Origin of the sequence: Parafannyhessea sp., assembly GCF_051876455.1 — a bacterium.
Classification (GTDB): domain Bacteria; phylum Actinomycetota; class Coriobacteriia; order Coriobacteriales; family Atopobiaceae; genus Parafannyhessea.
In genome coordinates this window covers 1-16,266 of record NZ_JBJEHW010000087.1, presented here as the reverse complement: position 1 = coordinate 16,266, position 16,266 = coordinate 1, and the positions used below count along the sequence as shown (strand labels likewise).

Genomic DNA, 16,266 nt, shown 5'->3' with positions numbered 1-16,266 from the left:
TGCTTGCCGTGTGCGCGGCGGAGGGGGCCGTGGCGGCCGTCCTTCTCATCCTGTTCGCGGTGTTCCTTGGGCGCCAGGTGCTGGGGCTCATCAACTCGGACCCAGCGGTGGTCAAGTACGGCTACATGCGCCTGTGCACGATCTTCCCGGCGTACGCCTTCAGCATGCTCTACGAGGCGATCAGCGGCTACCTGCGCGGCTTTGGCATGTCCACGCCGCCGGCCGTCACCACCACCGTCGTCATCTGCGGGCTCAGGTTCTTCTGGATTGCGGTCGTCTTTCCTGCGAGCCACACGTTCCAGACCATCATGAACATCTATCCCATCAGCCTTGGCCTCAACTGCGCGTGCATCATCGTGCTTCTGCTGGCGTTGCATCCCGCAAAGACGCTGGCCGAGAAGGGCCTGCGTGCGGCGTAGGAGCCTCTGGCTGGGCGCGAGGTGTGACCAGCGGGTGATTGATTAGCAGCGACGGTGAAAATCGTGCAGTAGGAAGCGGAGAAATCGATCAGTAGGAGACTGTAAAATCGATCAGTAGCCGTTATATGCAGGGCGCCGTACGACCTTCAGAGCCGGGCGGCGCCTTTGCAATTGCGGCTTGTTGCGGTTTTCTGCCCTAGCGGTACCGCTTCGCGAACGCCGCGAGCTTTGCGTCGGACGCGCCGTTGAGAACCGCGCCCTGCTCAACCTTGGCGCCCTTGGCTGATGCCGCCAGCGACTGCGACGTGCGTTCCATGGAGCTGCCGCCGGAGGTGGCAAAGGGCACCACCGTCATGCCCGAAAGGTCGCAGGCCTCCAGGAACGTATGCACGATGTTGGGTGCCGTGTACCACCAGATGGGGAAGCCCACGTAGACCACGTCGTAGGCGGATGTGTCGGGCACGCCCTTGATGGCGGGGCGGAACGCGGGGTCGCTCTTCTCCCGCGTAGCGCGAGAGGAACGGTCGCGCCAGTTGAGGTCCGCGGACGTGTATGGCTGCTGGGGCTCGATCTGGAACAGGTCCGCCCCTGCGGCCTTGGCCAGGCGCTCTGCCAGGCGCCTAGTGGTTCCGGTGGCGCTGAAGTATGCGACGAGTGACTTAGGCATGTGGATTCCGTCCTTCTGAGGCCCCGCTACAGGCTCTGGCTGAAGATCTTCTCGACCTCGTCGGTGGTGAGCTTGTGGTAGCCGCCGTCCAGGATGAACGTCGCCTTGACCGCAGCGGGAATCAGCTCTTCGCTAAAGCCCAGCTCACGCGCGTGCTTGACAACGCCGATCTGGTCCATCCAGTCGCTCATGGCGAGAAGGCCCGCCTCCGCTACCTCGCGCTCGGTCTTTCCGGTATCGTCCACGTCCCAGACCACGCGGGCAAAGCGCGCGAACTTCTCCACGCCGTAGGGCATGACCAGGTTGTAGTAGGGGAGGCTTACGGCGGAGAGGGTCATGCCGTGCGTGGCGTCGGTCACGGCGCCCATGGCCTGGCCCAGCATGTGGACCTCCCAGTCCGTGGACTTGCCGCAGGCGATGAGCGTGTTGAGCGCCCAGGTGCAGACCCAGCTGATATTGGAGCGCGCCTCGTAGTTGGTCGGGTCCTTCACGGCGATGCGGCTCGCGTGCACGAGGCTGCGCATGAGACCCTCGGCGATGTAGTCACTCGTGTTGTCGTCCGTGCCACTGAAGTACTGCTCGCAGATGTGGTTGAAAGCGTCGTAGATGCCGGCGCGCATCTGGTAGTCGGGCACGGTGAACATGAGCTCGGGGTTCACGATGGCGAACTGCGGCATCGCGTCTGAGCCGAACACGCGGCCCACCTTAAGGCCGGCGGCGTGGTCGGTGATGACGGAGCCGCCGTTCATCTCGGAGCCGGTGCCGCTCATGGTAAGGATGTCGCCCACGGGGATGACGCGGTTGTCCAGCGGCTCCATGTCGAGGTAGTACTTCTGCCAGGGGTCGGCGTCGGCCCAGGCACCCGTGCTCACGCCCTTGGCGAAGTCGATCGTGGAGCCACCGCCCACGGCCAGAATCAGGTCGACGTCGTTCTCGCGTGCGACCCTGCAGCCCTCGCGGAGCTTCTCCACCGTGGGGTTGCTCATGACGCCGGGCACCTCGAACACGGTCTTGCCCGCCGCGGCGAGAGCGTCAATAACCCGCTGGTACAGGCCCGTGCGCTTGATGGATCCACCGCCATAGGTGAGAAGGACCTTGGGTCCGTACTGCGCCAGCTCGCCGGGAAGCTCGTCCAGGGCGTTGGGGCCAAAGTGGACGCGGCAGGGGTTGTGATACGTGAAGTCTCCGAGCATGTCGTTCCTCTCCTCTGAGTCTGCTGACCATGTTTCCGAAGAACGTTATAGAATCTAAACCTGACTTTAGGTCAAGATTTATCGCTGGGAGGCACGCCATGTACACAATCGGCCAGGTGTCGCGGATGTTCGACCTGCCCGTATCGACCATCCGCTACTACGACAAGATGGGGCTCCTGCCGGGGCTGGCGCGCACGTCCGGCACCAGGCGCTTTGGCGAGGAGCAGCTCGAGGCGCTGCGCGTGATCGAGTGCCTGAAGCGCTCCGGGCTCGAGATCCGTGACATCCGCCGCTTCATGGAGCTGTGCCAGGAGGGCCCGGCCACCTATGGGGAGCGCCTGGACCTGTTTGAGGAGCAGCGCCGCAAGGTGGACCAGAAGATCTGCGAGCTGGAGCGCACGCGGGCGATGATCGACTGGAAGCGCTGGTACTACGAGATGGCCTCCAAGTGCGGGAACGAGGACTTCATGGTCGGCGCGCCCGACAGCCTGCCCGAGGACGGCAGGCGCCTGTGGGACGCCGCGCACGCGGACAGATCGCAGGCGGACGCCTCCGAGCAGGATATCCGCGAGGCGCTGGAGGAATCCCGCGCGGACTTTGCCGCGGGAAGGCGCTACGAGAGTCGCACGGACCTTGGGGCCGCCGTGGCGAATGGGCGGGCGAGAAGGACGGCTCCCTAGTCTCGCGAGTCCGCCTCCACGTACTCGGGCACGAGGCCGGAGCGGGCGTCGGGCACGAGCGAGCCGTCCGACTCGCGGTCGTGCATGCCCACGTGGCTGAAGAACCTGCCGAACACGAGGCGGGACACGGGGCCCGCCGCAAACAGGTTCCACAGCAGGGCCATGGGGAAGTTCTTGATGAGGGTTCCCACCCAGATCGCGGGAAGCTGAGCCACGGGCATGCCGCCCAGCACCACGTTGAACAGGATCGACGCCACGAGGCTCATCGTGGGGCACATGATGAGAACGGTGCAGCACGAGCGGACCGTTCCCTGCACAAAGGCGCTGTCACGCTCGGGGTCCACGATCTTCTCGGCCAGTGCCGCACCGCCGCGCGTGCCCCAGAGGTTGGAGAACAGGAACACGAAGAGCCACATGTAGGCCGCCTCGAGCAGCGCGTCCCAGAACACCACGTTCGTCATGTTGGAGAACCCGCCCGGCATGGTGGGGATGCCCATCTTCCAGGCGACGTTGTAGACCTCCATCCCGTAGGCCATGGTGACGGACATCAGGATCCCGAAGATGATTCCCTGTGCGCGGTTCTTTGGCATGCCTGCCAGCTCCCTTCCGCGGCGGGTCGGTACGGTGGCACCCCAGCCGCTCGGCTGGCGTCTGCCAGGAATCCTTCCCACCACAACGTCTGCAACAAAAAAGCGTGCGGTTGCCCCGGGGGACAATCGCACGCTTTGCTGACTACACTTTATCGCTGCTCCTGGTGGCGTTGTTGGGCACCTGGTCGCAGCAGCTTTGCGCTACACGCAAGGACTACCATAGCACCCCACGGGGCCCGCAGAACAAAATCAACACGTGTCGGCGCGGGTGCGTTGGTGCGCTTCTCGTCTATAATCACTTGCGTCAATGCGCGGCCGAACGGTGTAAGTCCAATTGATGACTACGCCGTCCAGCCGCGACGCCTGCAGCACTGCTGCGACGCCTTCCCGCTGGACGGAAACTTCGACCCGTCTAGGGGGGATTTGCTTGTCAGAAAAGAAGAACGCGGACGTCCGGGCAGAGGCGCGGCCCAAGCTCTGGACGCGTGACCTCGTGCTCATCATCCTGGTGAACCTGTGCGTCTTCACCAACCACATCATGAGCCTCTCGACCTTCCCGTTCTACATCAAGAGCCTTGGCGGCACGGAGGCGGTCGCGGGCGTGTGCGCCGCGGTCTTCTCGTTCATCGCCGTGGTGATCCGCCCGTTTGTGGGCTGGTGGCTCGACAACGGCGTCCGTCGCGCCGCGCTCGTGGTCGGGCTCCTGCTCATGGGCCTGGCGCCGATGGGCTACGTACTGGTCCCCACGCTCTCCGTGGCGATCGCGTTCCGTATGATCCACGGCGTGGGACTCTCGTTCTCCAACTCCACCACGGCGACCGTCGCGTCCGACGTGATCTGCCGCCCGCGCTTTGCCGAGGGCATGGGCTACTTTGGCATGGCCACGGCGCTCGCCTCCGCCATCGCGCCGGCGCTGGGCCTCTCGCTCATGGAGGGCCTCGGCTTCAAGGTGCTCTATACGGTCGCGGCGATCATCGCGATCATCGGACTGGTGCTCTTCTCGTTCATCCACGCGCCCAAGGTCGACGTGCCGCACAAGAAGCTCGACCTGCGCACGATCATCAACCGTGACTCCCTGCCCGCAACGGTGACCATGCTCGTGTTCATGTTCACCTTTGGCGCGCTCGAGAACTTCGTGGCCATCTTCGCGTCCCAGAACGGCCTGCCTTCCGGCTCGATCTACTTCCTCGTGATGTCCGGCATGCTGCTGCTCGTGCGCATCACGCTGGGCAAGCTCGTGGACGAGAAGGGCGAGGCCATGTTCGTGTACACGTGCAACGCGGCGATGCTCGTGGCGTTCCTGCTGCTTGCCTTTGTGCCCAACACGTTCACGTACATCCTTTCCGCCATCCTCGCGGGCTACGCGTTTGGCGGCCTCGAGCCGTCCCTGCAGTCCATGGCCGTGCACACCTCCACGGACCAGACGCGCGGGTCGGCCAACTCCACGTTCCTGTGCGGCTATGACATCGGCTACGGCCTGGGCGGCGGCGTCGCGGGCTCGCTCATCACGGCGCTGGGGTACTCCGCCATGTGGTCCATCGTGTCGCTTGCCTGCGTGGTGAGCGTGCTGGTCTACGTGCTGTGGGCGCGCCACTCGGACACGTCCTTCACCAAGATGCTGCGCAACCAGTAGCGCACGCACGACAGGGCCACAGACGCGTGGCCTTGTCCTTCTCGTTAGAAAACTCGCCTTATGGGGCGACGTCGGCAGCTGTCGGCGCCGCCTTTTTTTCGCCGGCTTCGCGCGGAAAGTGACAACGAGGTTCGCGGATTCTGACAACGAGAAACGCGGAAAGTGACAACGAAAATCGCGGAATCTGACAATGAGAAATGCGGATTACGACAGTATACTAGATAGGGGAATGCTATATGAGCAGGTAGACGATGCTGTGTTTGGTATGGGAGGTCCTCGAGGATGCCGGTTGTGCCCACGGGCTATTTGCCTCGAATTGTTGATGACGAGGTTGATGAGTGCCTCGAGACCTACGGCGCGGTCGAGATTACTGGTGCCAAATGGTGCGGGAAGACCTGGACGGCACGCAAGCATGCCAAGAGCATCATCTATCTGGACGAGGGACAGAACCTCAGCATGGCGCAATCCGATCCCAAGGCTGCCCTTGTCGGGGATGCACCGCACGTGATTGACGAGTGGCAGCTTGTGCCGTCGCTGTGGGACGTCGTGCGCCACGAGGTTGACGACGCCGGCGGCAAGAAGGGCCTCTGGATACTGACGGGTTCCGCCACCCCGGCAAAGGACAAGGTCCACCATAGCGGCGTTGGACGGATTGGCAGGGTGCGAATGCTGCCGATGTCGCTGCAGGAATCTGGGGACTCGACGGGCGAGGTGTCTCTGTCAAGCTTGTTTGACGGTGAGTTCGCATATGCGTCATGCGAGATGGACGTGGACCGACTGGTGGCGCTGTGCTGCAGGGGAGGGTGGCCCGAGGCGGTTGGCGTCAAGCCGTCACGCGCATTGCGCATAGCGAGGGACTATGTGGACGCGACCACGGAGCAGAGCGTTGCCGCAAAAGGAGGGAACCCGGACGTTGCCAGGCGCCTGTTAGGAAGCCTTGCCAGGAACCTTGGGCAGGCCACGACCAGGAAGACGATGATTCGAGACATGTATGGCGAGGTCGAGGGGGACGACGTGGTCTCGCCCGCGACCATATCGAACTACCTGGCACTGCTCGAATCCCTGTACCTGCTGCTGCCCATCAAGGGATGGGAGCCGCCGGCGAGGTCTCCCAAGCGCTTCCGCACCAGCCCAAAGCGCTATCTGGTCGACCCCTCGCTTGCGGTGTCGCTCCTCCAGATGAACGAGCGGTCGCTCAAGGAGGACTGGCAGACGTTGGGCCTGGTGTTCGAGAACCTGTGCATGCGCGACCTTTCGGTCTACGCGCGCGCTCTGCCCGAGGCAACGCAGGAGCCGGTGCACTACTACCGCGACGACAATGGCCTGGAAGCCGATGCCATAGTGGAGGACGCGGCTGGCAGGTGGGGTGCGTTCGAGGTGAAGCTGGGCGAGAACAAGGCGGACGAGGCAGCGGCAAACCTGCTGCGGATGCGAGAGAAGCTGATGAGAAACGCGAGGGCACGCACTCGGGAGCCGGAGTTCCTTGCGGTTCTCGTTGGGCTTGGCGAGCGCTCGTACAGGAGGAGCGACGGCGTCTACGTCATCCCGATTGGCTGTCTGGGCAGGTAGGGAAGCCCGCGCGCGACGTTGCTATCATGGGGCTCGTGGGTGCCATCCGATGCGGCACCCGAGGGAGGCCTTTTCATGAACGACGTCGCGTTTGAGCAGATGAGGCAGGGCCATTGGCTGATGGCCGCGTGCTGTGCGCTGTACCTGGCGTGGTGGGCGATTTTCTTCTGGCCCAAGGTGGGCGGGACGGAGGCGCAGGGCCCGCTGCGCACCGTGGGCGTCGTGGCTATACTGGGTGCCGTCGTCTGCGGCGTGTGGGGCGCCACGCGGACCTGCGGAGGTGCGGCCGCGCTTGCCCCGGGCGGCGCGCCGCTTGGCTGCACGGCCGGCGCCGTGGCGCTGTACCTGGTGCTCCTTGCGTTGACGCAGCGCGTGTGGCAGCGCCAGCCCACCACGGAGCTCGTGCTCTTTGTGGCGTGGCTGGGGATGGAGGCGCTCTGCGCGCTGGCGCTGGGCCACGCCGGGCACGCGGGGACGGCCGCGGTGGTCGCCCTTCTCGCCGTGGTGGGCTTTGTGGTGAGCCTGGTGTGCTACGTGCTGTACTACCGGCTGGCTGCTCTGCCGTCCTTTGTGGATGGCTGCGCCCCGCTTGCGCTCATCGGCGTCGTGAGCGTCGTGATTGCGCTCTGCGTGCCTGCCGTCGCGTGAGACCACGGCCCCGCGCGGGAGGGTCGCGTTTCTCGTTTGATGGAGTGTGCCCCGCGAGCTGCCGTGCCGCAGCTCCGCGGTAGTAGTCTGTTCCCCGGAAGTTTGGACGTAGGGGGCAGCATGCAACGGGACAGGGTGACGGGCGAGCCGGGGGAGAAGGACGGCTTCCGCATCAGGATGGCGACGCCGGACGACGCGGGGGCGCTGCTCGCGATCTACACGCCGTACGTGCGCGACACGGCCATCACCTTTGAGTGGGACGTGCCGGGCGTGGAGGATTTCCGCGCGCGCATCGCCCACACGCTCGAGCGCTACCCCTACCTGGTGGCGGAGTCCGCGGACGGCTGCGCGCTGGGCTATGCCTACGCCGGGCCGCTCCACGCGCGCAAGTCGTACGACTGGGCCGTGGAGCTCAGCATCTACGTGGCGCAGGACGCGCACGGCCACGGCGTGGGCGGCGCGCTGTACGGCACGCTGGAGCGCCTGCTCGTGGCCATGGGCGTCACGAGCGTCACGGCGTGCATCGCCTACCCGCCCACGACGGACGACCCCCACCTCACGCGCGCGAGCGTCGAGTTCCACACGCACCTGGGCTTTGAGTGGGTCGGACGCTTTCACGCCTGCGCGTACAAGTTCGACCGCTGGTACGACATGGTCTGGATGGAGAAGCCCGTGGGCACGCGCTCGGACCGGCCCCTGCCCCTCAAGACGCCCGCCCAGGTGGCGGGCCTGCTCGACCGATAACGGGCGGCGCGCCCGCGCCGACGCGCGCTGTGCCCACGCCCACGAGTCATACGCTTTGGAGAAGAACATGATCAAGCTTGCCCTGACCGATCTGGACGACACGCTCATTCCCTTTGGCACGCCCGGCGCATCCGACCGCGCGATCGCCGCGATCCACGCCATGATCGACGCGGGCCTCCACTTTGGTCCGGTCACGGGCCGCGTGCCCACGGCCATGGGCTGGATGTTCAGGGGTGACGAGGACTGCGTTGCCACGGGCGCGTTCTGCAACGGCCAGATGGTCTACATCGACGGCGAGCTCACGCACACGGAGGTGCTCGACCACGACTCGCTCCAGCACGTGCAGGACGTGCTGGAGGACGTGGAGGGCGCGGCCCTGGCCGTGTACGACGTGACGGGCGACGGCCTGGCGACCCTGGTCAAGCGCAACGTCAAGAGCCTGGAGGGCCATCCCGGCGTGATGGGCGAGGTCAAGCGGGGCGGCGTGGGCCACGGCACGATGCCGAGCCTGGGCGACACGCCCTGGATCAAGTCGAACGTGCACGTGGACGGCACGCGCGAGCGGCTGGTCCGCGTGCGCGACATGCTGCGCGAGGAGTGCCCCAAGCTCGACTTTGTGCTGCCCAGCCCCACGGCGATGCTGATCGACATCACGCCGCACGGCTGGGACAAGGTGGCCGGCGTGTGCGAGCTCGCCCGCGAGCTGGGCGTGGGCATGGACGAGGTCGCCACGTTTGGCGACTCGGAGAACGACCTCTCCATGATCGAGGGCGTGCCCAACTCCGTGGCCGTGGCAAACGCCACGCCGGACGTGGCCGAGGCCGCGCGCTGGCACATTGGCCCCTCGCGAGACGACAGCGTTGCCGCCGCGCTCGAGCAGATCGCGGCGGCGGCCCCCACGGGCGAGATGCCCGCGTTCATGCGCTAGGCGCCTGCGCGGGCGGCGTCCCGCGGGCTAGGCCAGCGCGTCCCACCTCACGACGGGCACCTGGTCGCCCTCCGCGCGGAGCGCCTGCTCGAAGGCGGTTGCGTCATCCCCGCCACCTGCGGCGATCTGGCTGAGGAGAAGGACGTCCGCCCTCAGCCCCGCGGCATGCTCGGCGGCGACGGCGCGTGCCACGAGCTGCGGCGTCGCGACGTCCGTCGCGTCGCACCCAGCGAGCCTGCAGAAGAGCTCGGGCCGGTGCACGGCCTCCGTGACGGGCCGGCCAAAGCCCGACGCGCCCACGACCTGCACCACGCGGTCCGCCTCCTGGGGGATGACGGGCTCGTGGTCCGCATGTGCCTTGAGCGGGTGCCGCGCGGCGCCGTCCGCCTCCACTAGGACGTAGTCCGCCAGGACGGAGAGCGTGCGCATCTTGAGGCGCGGTGCGGAGAGCTTGCCCGATCCGTCCCCGGCCGGCGTGCCCACGCACACCACGCGGCTGTACCAGAACGCCTGCTCCACGTCCCTCTCGTCCGCGTCCTCCAGGACGGGGCAGCCAAACGGGAGCACGTGCGTGGTCGTGGTGAGGACGACGGTGCCGTCGAGCTCGCGCGCGAGCGCGTCGAGCAGGCTGGTCTTGCCGCCGCTGCCTATGACCGCGGTGATTCCCCGCCCGATTCCAAGCTCCTCGGCAAGTCCCATGTCGCGTCCTCCCTCGTGTGCTGCGGGCACGTCGCCCGTGGCATGCATTCTAGCGCGACGGCCGAGGGCGCGCGTCCTTCTCGCCCGCGCCTACGCCGTCTTGCTCACGCCGACGAGCTTGCTCCAGCCGGTGGGGTGCATCGCGAAGCCGTGGACCTTGGGCGAGTAGCCACAGACCGTCTTGGCGTGCGAGATGGGCAGCACGGGCAGGTCCTGGGTGAGCTTCTTCTCGAGCTGGAGGTAGATGTCGTCGCGGTCGTCGCCGTCGGGCGTCGCGAGGCCCTTGGCCACGAGCGACTTGTACTCGCTGTCGTCGTAGGCGGACATCGTGGCGTTGCTGCCGCTCGCAAAGAGGCTCATGAAGTTGTCGGGGTCGCCGTTGTCGCCGGCCCAGCCCGCGAAGGCGAGGTCGAAGTACTCCTCCGTGCGCTTGGAGCGGAACGTGGTCCAGTCGTACGCGTTGACCGTGAGCTTGACGCCCACCTTGTCGAGGTAGCCCTGGACGGACTCCGCGAGCGACTTGCCGCCGGCCGGGTTGTACTGCATGGCCGTGGTGTAGGTGAGGCAGGTCAGCTCCGTCACGCCGGCCGCGGAGAGCGTGGCCTTGGCGGCATCGGGGTCGTAGTCGGGGTAGCTCACGTCCTTGTCGTACGGCGCGAGGAACTCCGGCATGAGCGAGTGCGCGACGGTGGCGTACTTGCCAAAGAGGGCGCTCACGATGGCGTCCACGTCGATCGCCTGGCAGATGGCCTTGCGGACGCTGGCGTCCTTGAGCTTCTCGCTCGCGGTGTTGAAGACCATGTAGCTGGTGTTGAGGCCGTCGGTCGCCTTGACCGTGGAGCCGCCCTTCCTGACGGTGGGGGCGGAGCTCTTCTCGATCGCCGTGATGACGTCGACCTCGCCGTTGCCAAGGGCCGTCACGCGGTCCGCGGACTCGGGCATGACCCTGAAGACGATGCTCTTGACCTTGGGCTTGGTGCCCCAGTAGTCCGAGAAGGACTTGAGGATGACGGTCGAGCCCTTCTCCCAGCTGCTGAGCTTGTACGGGCCGGTGCCGCAGGGCGAGGTGGCGAGGTTGCCATTGTGCTTCTTGAGCGCAGTGGGCGACACGATGGGCGTGCCGAGCGCCATGGCGAGGTTGCGCACGAACGGCGTGCAGGCCGCGCGCAGCACGGCGACCACGGTGTGGGAGTCCTTGGCGGTGACGGACTTGACGCCCGTGCCGGTCTGGTCCGTGCCGAAGACCATCTCCGCGTAGCCCATGTCCTCGGCACCCTTGCCGTCCATCTGGCGCTCGAAGTTGGTGACCACGGCGTCCGCGTCGAAGTCCGTGCCGTCGTGGAACTTGACGCCCTTGCGCAGGTGGAACGTGTACGTGAGGCCGTCGTCTGACACGTCGTAGCTCGTGGCGAGGCAGGGCTCCGGGTCGCACGTGGTGCCCTTGAAGCGGAAGAGGCCCTCGTACAGGTTGGCGCACAGCTCGAGCGAGCCAAAGTCGTTGACGCGCGCGGGGTCGAGCGCCTGCGGGTCCTCGTTGAGGGCGTACGTGAGCGTGGACGCGGTGCCGCTCGAAGAGCTCGTGCGGTGAGACCCGCATCCGGTGAGGGCGCCCGCCCCCAGGAGTGCGGCGACGGTTGCGCCCGACGCGAGGAAGGACCGGCGCGTGAGCGCCTGAGGCGTGTTGGTGGTGCCCATGGGTATCAGCTCCTTAGGAATGGTGTTTTCGCATGGTACCATGGCTAATGAGTCGACTGGTAAGACATTGTGTAACCAGCCGGTTATCGTTTGGGGCGATAACCGTGTCCCGACCCCGACGCGACGCGAGGAGCTGCCATGGGACTTGTGGTGAGAAGCGCGAGCACTGCCGACCTGGACGCGGTCTGGGGCCTGTTCGAGGCATCCTGCGCGCTGCAGACGCCGGAGGACCCTGGCCCGGACTGGCACCTGGGCGTGTACCCCACACGCGAGGGGCTGGCGGCGCGCTCCGCCGCGGGAGAGCTCTACGTGGGCGAGAAGGACGGCCTCGTGCGCGCGGCCATGGTCCTGGGTGCGGGGGAGGACGAGGGCTACGCCAGCGCCCCGTGGACGATTGTGGCGCGGCCCGAGGACGTGCGGGTGCTCCACCTGCTGGTGGTGGACCCGTCGGCGCGCGGGCAGGGGCTGGGCAGACAGATGGTAGGGGAGGCGTGCCGCATCGCCCGCGACGGCGGCGGCAGGGTCATCCACCTGGACGCCCTGGAGGGAAACGACGCCGCCGAGCGGCTGTACCTTGCGTGTGGCTTTGTGCGGGCGTGCGTTATGGCCGTGCACTACGACGACATCGGCGACGCCAGGACCACGCTGCTGGAGCGCGACCTGGCGGGCGAGGGCGGCGCCGAGGCCGGGGACTGACGCGGCGGCAAAGGGAGTGCGGGCTTCTCGCCAGCGCCGTGACTCGCCCGGCGCTAGCCGACGGTGGTGGAGCTGGTCTGCCTGAGGGCGGAGCTGCCGCCGCACATCTTGCCGTGCGCCGCGTTGAGCGCGTCCAGCACGGGCAGGAGCGAGTCGAAGTCGGATGGCGCGTCGGAAAGCACCGCGATCGCGTAGTCGCCGCAGTCGGAAAAGACGATGGCGCCCTCGGCCGTGGCCGTGGAGGCCAGGCCCTCGTTCGTGGGGTACCAGCCCGGCTTGGCCCAGACGGTGTAGCGGCTGCGCAGGAGCGCGCCCAGCGCGGAGTGGTTGGTCTTGGCAAGGCATCCGGTAAGGAGGCTCGCGCCGGCCTCGCCCGAGGTACCGTAGCGGTAGATCTCCTTCCAGCAGTTGAGCATGCCCGTGGCAGATATGTGCGGGTAGTTGTACGTGTACGCCTCCTGTGCGGCCTCGGGCGCGCGGCTCTTGAGCCAGTTGCCGTACACGGTGTAGCCGTAGGTCTTGAGCAGCGCGCGGAACGAGTCGTTGTCGGAATCGACCAGGCACTTGGTGATGGTGTCGGAGCTGGACGCGGCACCGCCGTTGGTGGACTCCAGGATGGCCGTGCAGTAGATGGCCTTGATGCTGCTTGCGGGGTAGAACTTCTGGTCCGCGTTGTAGCTGACGCCGCGGCCGGTCTTGAGGTCGACCATGCTGAAGCCCAGGTGGTAGCCCTTTGCCGTGAACGCGGCGACGGCGTCCTCCAGGTGCTTGCACGTGGGCGTGTTGGCAAAGCCGTCCGGCGCGGTCACGCTGATGCCGCCGGACGTGGTGAACGTGGTGACCTTGGCGCTCGCGCTCGCGTCGAGCGCGGACGTGTCCTCGGAGGGCTGGGAGCTGCTGGAGGAGCTGTCGTCCTTCTCGCCCGCGGAGCTCGAGGCGTCCGTCGCGGCGGTGGTGACCTTGGCGCTTGCTGCCGACTTTGCGCTGGTGGAGGCGTCGGTGGAGCTCGCGGCATCCTTCGTGGCGGCGTGCGTCGCGGTTGGGAACAGCGCCCCGCGCACCTGCGGCACGAGCGCGACCGCGGCCACCGCCGCCGCGACCAGGGCGAGAAGGACAATCGCCACGGCCTTGTGGCCGCGCCGTGGGCCCCTCTCCCGTGGCGCCTCGTGCCTGCCGTGCCTTCCGTGCGCCTGCGGCGCCGCATGCCTTGCCGTCAACGTGAGCCCCCTTGCACCTGCCTGGCGCGCGCCCCGCGCGTCGCATCGCATTCACAAGAGTATATCGCCGTGCTGCCGGCGGCAGGCATGCGCTAGACTGTGCGGGTCGTCGCGCGCGGGCCGCGCGGCGCGGCGTGACGGAACGCGAACGGGGGAGTCGGTGCGCATGGGTACGACGCAGGGCCAGACGGGACGCGGCGCGGGGATGAGGCTCCTCTCGCCCGCGGGAGGTCCCGAGCAGCTGCGGCAGGCCATCCACTTTGGGGCGGACGAGGTCTACCTGGCCGGCCGCCAGTGGGGCATGCGCGCGCGGAGCCAGAACTTCGACCGCGAGCAGCTGGCCTGGGCCGTGGGCCTCGCGCACGAGGCCGGCGTGTCCGTGCACCTCACGCTCAACACGCTCATGCGCGACGCGGACGTGGACGGCCTGCCCGATTACCTGCGCTACGTGGACTCCATCGGCGTGGACGCCGCTATCGTGGCGGACCTGGGGGCCATGGCGCTCTTGCGCGAGTACGCGCCGCACGTGGAGCTGCACGTATCGACGCAGGCCTCCGTCATGAACGCGCTCGCGGCCGAGCAGTACGCCCGCCTGGGCGCGCGCCGAGTGGTCCTCGCGCGCGAGATGCGCCTGCCCGAGATAGCGGAGCTGCGGCGCCGGCTCGACGCGGACGGCTTTGGCTCGCTGGAGCTGGAGGTCTTCGCTCACGGCTCCATGTGCATGGCCGTGAGCGGGCGCTGCCTGCTCTCGAGCGAGCTCGTGGGGCTGGAGCGCGGCGCGAGCTTTGGCGCGTGCACGCAGCCGTGCCGCTGGGGCTGGACGCTCGTGGAGGAGTCGCGGCCCGACGAGCGCCGCATGCCCGTGGAGCAGGACGGCTCGTGGAGCTACATCCTGAGCTCCAACGACCTCGCGATGCTCGACCACCTGGACGACCTCGCTGCCGCCGGTGTGGCGGCCATCAAGATCGAGGGCCGCGCCAAGGGCTCCTACTACACCGCCTGCGTCACCAACGCGTACCGCCACGTGCTGGACGGCGAGCCCGCCTCGGCCTGGGCCGGCGAGCTCGACGCCGTGAGCCACCGCCCGTACTCAACGGGCTTCTTCTATGGCAACCCCACGCAGAACCCCGGCCGCGTGGAGTACCAGCGCGACCGCCTGATGGTGGCCACGGTCGAGAAGAGCGCGCCCCTTGCCGCAGGGGGTCCGGCCTGGGACCGCATGTACTTCTCGCCCGACGCGGGCGCCGCCGCGGCGGAGGGGTACCTGACCGAGGTCCTCTGTCGCAACAAGGCGCAGGTGGGCGACGCGCTGCAGGTGCTCTCGCCGGGCGAGCCCGTCCGCGAGTGCGTGCTGGGGCCGCTCGAGCGCTGGGACGACGACCTGCAGCTGTGGGTACCGGCCCGCGAGCTCTCGCGCGCGATGTGCCGCTACCGCACGGTGCTGCCCTTCGCGCTGGGCGAGCTCGACATCCTCTGCCTCAAGCAGTAGCCGCTGCTAGCCGTGCGTGTAGCGCGTCGCCGCGTGGAGCATGTTGACCTCGGCCAGCTCAAGCTTGCCGTCGATGTACGGCGCGTACATCGCGTCGATCGACCCCACGCCCATGCTGCAGCCGGAGCACTGCTCGCACGATCCGTCGCCGCACCAGTCGAGCCCCCTGCGCACTATCTGTATGCGCTCCTCGCGCGTGGTGTCCTTTATCAGAACGCTCTTGGGCAAGGCGGACCTCCCTCCGTGTCGCGCGCGGCGTCACCGCGCCGCGCCTGCCATGTGGGGTATGTACCCTGCCGCATGGCAATTGCGTTGCGGCCCCCGCACGAAACCAAACCTATACTTTCCGTAGGGCGCACCGCCGCGTCGCACGGGGCATGTGGGGGAGCGCCGCGTGCCGGATGCTCAGGCGCCGGCACGGCAGACTCGAGGGAGGCCGACCATGGCACTTACGATTGACGACTGCCGCTATGCGGGGGACCGCACGTTCAGGATCGCGGACGCGCCCACGTCCGCGCACATGAGCAAGGACGACCGAGCGCGACTCGCCGAGCTCACGGACGAGAACCGCGTGGTCATGGGCGAGCTGCAGGACAAGCTCTACGCAGACGGGCGAGAGGGGCTGGTCATCCTGCTCCAGGCCATGGACGCCGCCGGCAAGGACTCCACCATCCGCCACGTGATGAGCGGCATGAACCCGCAGGGTATCGACGTGTACGGCTTCAAGCAGCCCACGACGCGCGAGCTCTCGCACGACTACCTGTGGCGCGCGGCGCGGTGCCTGCCGGCGCGCGGCAAGATCGCGCTGTTCAACCGCAGCTACTACGAGGACGTGCTCGTCGTGCGCGTGGACGGGCTCTGGCACGGCTACCGCATGCCGGAGCGCTGCCTCGACTGCACGGAGGACGAGTTCTTCTCGCGCAGGTTCGAGCAGATCCGCGGCTTCGAGGAGCACCTGTACCAGAACGGCTACCGCGTGCTCAAGATCTTCCTCAACGTGAGCCTCGACGAGCAGCGCAAGCGCCTTCTCGCGCGCATCGACGACGAGTCCAAGAACTGGAAGTTCTCTTCCTCCGACCTGATCGAGCGCGAGCACTGGGACGGCTACATGTCCGCCTACGAGTCCGCGATCAACGCGACCGCGACGGAGCACTCGCCGTGGTACGTGGTGCCCGCGGACCAGAAGTGGCATGCCCGCTACCTGGTCTCACAGGCCGTGGTGAACGTCCTTCGGGACATGGACCCGCACTACCCGGAGGTTCCCGCAGGGGAGAAGGACGAGCTTGCCGCCTGCAAGGCGCGGCTTATGGGGGAGTAGCCCATGCAGTATCGCGACGACCGCAACGGCAACCCGCTCTCGCTCCTTGGCTTTGGCTGCATGCGCTTCGAGCGCACGGGC

At 67.3% G+C, this 16,266-nt stretch carries 17 protein-coding genes; 10 read left to right on the top strand and 7 right to left on the bottom strand.

Going from position 1 to position 16,266, the window contains the following annotated elements; genetic code table 11:
- On the top strand, positions 1–419 hold a 419-nt coding region (locus tag ACI38Z_RS04065), incomplete at its 5' end, for an MATE family efflux transporter (RefSeq protein WP_439788910.1).
- Positions 420–615: 196 nt separating this feature from the next.
- On the opposite strand, the gene ACI38Z_RS04060 is transcribed toward ACI38Z_RS04065, so the two are convergent.
- Both ACI38Z_RS04060 and ACI38Z_RS04055 read right to left on the bottom strand, forming a co-directional pair.
- Positions 616–1,086, bottom strand: coding sequence for a flavodoxin (locus ACI38Z_RS04060; protein ID WP_439788909.1), 471 nt, complete (start codon positions 1,084–1,086; stop codon positions 616–618).
- A 26-nt stretch (positions 1,087–1,112) separates the two neighbouring features.
- Positions 1,113–2,279, bottom strand: coding sequence for an iron-containing alcohol dehydrogenase (locus ACI38Z_RS04055; protein WP_439788908.1), 1,167 nt, complete (start codon positions 2,277–2,279; stop codon positions 1,113–1,115).
- Positions 2,280–2,377: 98 nt separating this feature from the next.
- On the opposite strand from ACI38Z_RS04055, the gene ACI38Z_RS04050 reads away from it, so the two are divergent.
- Complete coding sequence (locus tag ACI38Z_RS04050; RefSeq protein ID WP_439788907.1) at positions 2,378–2,959, top strand: MerR family transcriptional regulator; 582 nt, start codon at positions 2,378–2,380, stop codon at positions 2,957–2,959.
- On the opposite strand, the gene ACI38Z_RS04045 is transcribed toward ACI38Z_RS04050, so the two are convergent.
- Entirely contained in the window at positions 2,956–3,549 is a 594-nt protein-coding gene (locus ACI38Z_RS04045) for a hypothetical protein (RefSeq protein ID WP_439788906.1), read from the bottom strand. The two genes, ACI38Z_RS04050 and ACI38Z_RS04045, sit on opposite strands and share 4 nt — an antisense overlap.
- A gap of 427 nt (positions 3,550–3,976) precedes the next feature.
- Between ACI38Z_RS04045 and ACI38Z_RS04040 the strand changes: the two genes are divergently transcribed.
- The 5 genes from ACI38Z_RS04040 (at position 3,977) to ACI38Z_RS04020 (ending at position 9,071) form a co-directional block, all read left to right on the top strand.
- Positions 3,977–5,182 (top strand): MFS transporter, encoded by a 1,206-nt coding sequence (locus tag ACI38Z_RS04040; RefSeq protein WP_439788905.1) that lies wholly within the window; start codon positions 3,977–3,979, stop codon positions 5,180–5,182.
- A gap of 282 nt (positions 5,183–5,464) precedes the next feature.
- Positions 5,465–6,751: an ATP-binding protein gene (locus tag ACI38Z_RS04035; RefSeq protein WP_439788904.1), complete on the top strand. Its 1,287-nt coding sequence runs from the start codon at positions 5,465–5,467 to the stop codon at positions 6,749–6,751.
- A gap of 75 nt (positions 6,752–6,826) precedes the next feature.
- Positions 6,827–7,399, top strand: coding sequence for a hypothetical protein (locus tag ACI38Z_RS04030; RefSeq protein ID WP_439788903.1), 573 nt, complete (start codon positions 6,827–6,829; stop codon positions 7,397–7,399).
- Positions 7,400–7,519: 120 nt separating this feature from the next.
- The gene (locus ACI38Z_RS04025) at positions 7,520–8,143 is read left to right on the top strand and encodes a GNAT family N-acetyltransferase (RefSeq protein ID WP_439788902.1); all 624 of its coding nucleotides are present in this window, start codon (positions 7,520–7,522) and stop codon (positions 8,141–8,143) included.
- Between the two features lie 67 nt (positions 8,144–8,210).
- Positions 8,211–9,071 carry an HAD family hydrolase gene (locus ACI38Z_RS04020; RefSeq protein ID WP_439788901.1) on the top strand — a complete coding sequence of 287 codons (861 nt, stop codon included), beginning with the start codon at positions 8,211–8,213 and terminating at the stop codon, positions 9,069–9,071.
- A gap of 27 nt (positions 9,072–9,098) precedes the next feature.
- Here ACI38Z_RS04020 and yqeC read toward each other — a convergent pair whose 3' ends face one another.
- Both yqeC and ACI38Z_RS04010 read right to left on the bottom strand, forming a co-directional pair.
- Entirely contained in the window at positions 9,099–9,770 is a 672-nt protein-coding gene (gene yqeC, locus ACI38Z_RS04015; protein ID WP_439788900.1) for a selenium cofactor biosynthesis protein YqeC, read from the bottom strand.
- 90 nt (positions 9,771–9,860) lie between these two features.
- Entirely contained in the window at positions 9,861–11,465 is a 1,605-nt protein-coding gene (locus tag ACI38Z_RS04010) for an ABC transporter substrate-binding protein (protein ID WP_439788899.1), read from the bottom strand.
- Positions 11,466–11,603: 138 nt separating this feature from the next.
- Between ACI38Z_RS04010 and ACI38Z_RS04005 the strand changes: the two genes are divergently transcribed.
- Entirely contained in the window at positions 11,604–12,161 is a 558-nt protein-coding gene (locus tag ACI38Z_RS04005; protein ID WP_439788897.1) for a GNAT family N-acetyltransferase, read from the top strand.
- Positions 12,162–12,214: 53 nt separating this feature from the next.
- Here the strand turns inward: ACI38Z_RS04005 and ACI38Z_RS04000 are convergent, their stop codons facing one another.
- Entirely contained in the window at positions 12,215–13,378 is a 1,164-nt protein-coding gene (locus ACI38Z_RS04000; protein WP_439788896.1) for a serine hydrolase, read from the bottom strand.
- A 166-nt stretch (positions 13,379–13,544) separates the two neighbouring features.
- On the opposite strand from ACI38Z_RS04000, the gene ACI38Z_RS03995 reads away from it, so the two are divergent.
- A complete protein-coding gene (locus tag ACI38Z_RS03995; RefSeq protein ID WP_439788895.1) occupies positions 13,545–14,867 on the top strand; it encodes a U32 family peptidase in 1,323 nt (440 codons plus the stop codon).
- 6 nt (positions 14,868–14,873) lie between these two features.
- Here ACI38Z_RS03995 and ACI38Z_RS03990 read toward each other — a convergent pair whose 3' ends face one another.
- Entirely contained in the window at positions 14,874–15,095 is a 222-nt protein-coding gene (locus ACI38Z_RS03990) for a hypothetical protein (protein WP_439788894.1), read from the bottom strand.
- 214 nt (positions 15,096–15,309) lie between these two features.
- Between ACI38Z_RS03990 and ACI38Z_RS03985 the strand changes: the two genes are divergently transcribed.
- Positions 15,310–16,185, top strand: coding sequence for a PPK2 family polyphosphate kinase (locus tag ACI38Z_RS03985; protein WP_439788893.1), 876 nt, complete (start codon positions 15,310–15,312; stop codon positions 16,183–16,185).
- Positions 16,186–16,266 lie beyond the last annotated feature (81 nt).

Coding starts and splice junctions, on each gene's coding strand:
- ACI38Z_RS04060 (WP_439788909.1), bottom strand. CDS start 1,086: ATGCCTAAGTCACTCGTCGCATACTTCAGCGCCACCGGAACCACTAGG.
- ACI38Z_RS04055 (WP_439788908.1), bottom strand. CDS start 2,279: ATGCTCGGAGACTTCACGTATCACAACCCCTGCCGCGTCCACTTTGGC.
- ACI38Z_RS04050 (WP_439788907.1), top strand. CDS start 2,378: ATGTACACAATCGGCCAGGTGTCGCGGATGTTCGACCTGCCCGTATCG.
- ACI38Z_RS04045 (WP_439788906.1), bottom strand. CDS start 3,549: ATGCCAAAGAACCGCGCACAGGGAATCATCTTCGGGATCCTGATGTCC.
- ACI38Z_RS04035 (WP_439788904.1), top strand. CDS start 5,465: ATGCCGGTTGTGCCCACGGGCTATTTGCCTCGAATTGTTGATGACGAG.
- ACI38Z_RS04030 (WP_439788903.1), top strand. CDS start 6,827: ATGAACGACGTCGCGTTTGAGCAGATGAGGCAGGGCCATTGGCTGATG.
- ACI38Z_RS04025 (WP_439788902.1), top strand. CDS start 7,520: ATGCAACGGGACAGGGTGACGGGCGAGCCGGGGGAGAAGGACGGCTTC.
- ACI38Z_RS04020 (WP_439788901.1), top strand. CDS start 8,211: ATGATCAAGCTTGCCCTGACCGATCTGGACGACACGCTCATTCCCTTT.
- yqeC (WP_439788900.1), bottom strand. CDS start 9,770: ATGGGACTTGCCGAGGAGCTTGGAATCGGGCGGGGAATCACCGCGGTC.
- ACI38Z_RS04010 (WP_439788899.1), bottom strand. CDS start 11,465: ATGGGCACCACCAACACGCCTCAGGCGCTCACGCGCCGGTCCTTCCTC.
- ACI38Z_RS04005 (WP_439788897.1), top strand. CDS start 11,604: ATGGGACTTGTGGTGAGAAGCGCGAGCACTGCCGACCTGGACGCGGTC.
- ACI38Z_RS03995 (WP_439788895.1), top strand. CDS start 13,545: ATGGGTACGACGCAGGGCCAGACGGGACGCGGCGCGGGGATGAGGCTC.
- ACI38Z_RS03985 (WP_439788893.1), top strand. CDS start 15,310: ATGGCACTTACGATTGACGACTGCCGCTATGCGGGGGACCGCACGTTC.